Origin of the sequence: Parafrankia sp. Ea1.12, assembly GCF_900465275.1 — a bacterium.
Taxonomy (GTDB): domain Bacteria; phylum Actinomycetota; class Actinomycetes; order Frankiales; family Frankiaceae; genus Parafrankia; species Parafrankia soli.
This window is the reverse complement of record NZ_UBIZ01000721.1, coordinates 1-1068: the sequence shown is the minus strand read 5'-3', so window position 1 is coordinate 1068 and position 1068 is coordinate 1. Positions and strand designations below refer to the sequence as shown.

The 1068-nt window shown below is 67.9% G+C and carries 1 pseudogene; it reads right to left on the bottom strand.

What is annotated here, in order from left to right:
• Positions 1–126: 126 nt before the first annotated feature.
• Positions 127–1068 (bottom strand): annotated as a pseudogene (locus tag FMEAI12_RS40450) (integrase core domain-containing protein); the annotation flags it as partial.

The window sequence follows — 1068 nt, the reverse complement described above, 5'->3', positions numbered from 1 at the left end:
CGGGAGGGCTACCGCCGGCTGACCGTCCGCTACGAACGCAACGGCCGTAACTTCCTCGGATTCCTCTGCCTGGCCGCCGCGATCACCTGCTGGAAGAAACTCCCACACCCCACCTGAGACACGCTCTTAGGCTGCCCGTTCGTACTCGTTGATCAAGCCGTCGAGGACGGGTCGGCGCTTGATCCGTGTCGTCGTGACGTCGGCGATGGGGTGGTCGGGCCGTGGTGGCTGAAGGCCGCGGCCGCGGTGGGGTCGTCGTCCGTTGTAGTGGACGGTGTACTCGGTCAGGACGGTGCGCAGGTGCCGCTCGCCGACGATCAGCATCCGGTCGGTGACTTCCGTTCGGACCGTGCGGACGAACCGTTCCGCGTAGGCGTTCACCCGCAGAGTCCGGGGTGGGATCTCGACCGCGTCGATACCGGCATCCGCGAGGACCGCGTCGAAGGAGGCGGTGAACTGTCCGACGCGGTCGCGGATCAGGACCTGGAAGTCGGCCGTCCGGTCGCCGAGGTCCATGAGGAGGTTGCGGATCTGCCGGGTGGTCCATCGTCCGTCGGGGTTGGCGGTGACCCCGAGGATGTGCACGGTCCGGGAGCCGACCTCCAGGACGAAGAAGCAGTACAGACGCCGCAGCGTCACGGCGCAGTCGGCGTGGAAGAAGTCCACGGCCAGCATGGTCGATGCCTGCGTACGCAGGAACTGTCGCCACATCGTGTCGGTCTGGCGTTTCGGTGCCGGGGCAGCCCGAGGGACGTCAGGACTCGGCGGATCGTGGAGGCGCTGGCCCGGGGGCCGAGTGTGAGGAGCTCGCCCTGGATCCGCTGGTAGCCCCATGTCGTGTTCTCGGTCGCGAACCGTTCGATGAGGGTCGCGATCTCCGCGCTGACCGGTGGTCGTCCCGTCCGCTTGCGGGTGCGTCCATTTCCGTGTGATCAGACGACGGTGCCACCGCAGGACGGTGCCGGGGTGACCAGCCGGTGTGCTCGCAGCGTCTTTGGTAGGAGCTGGATCAGTGCGACAAGGAGCGCCCGGTCCGCCCAGTCCCACCGGGGCTTGGGCTGGGTACGG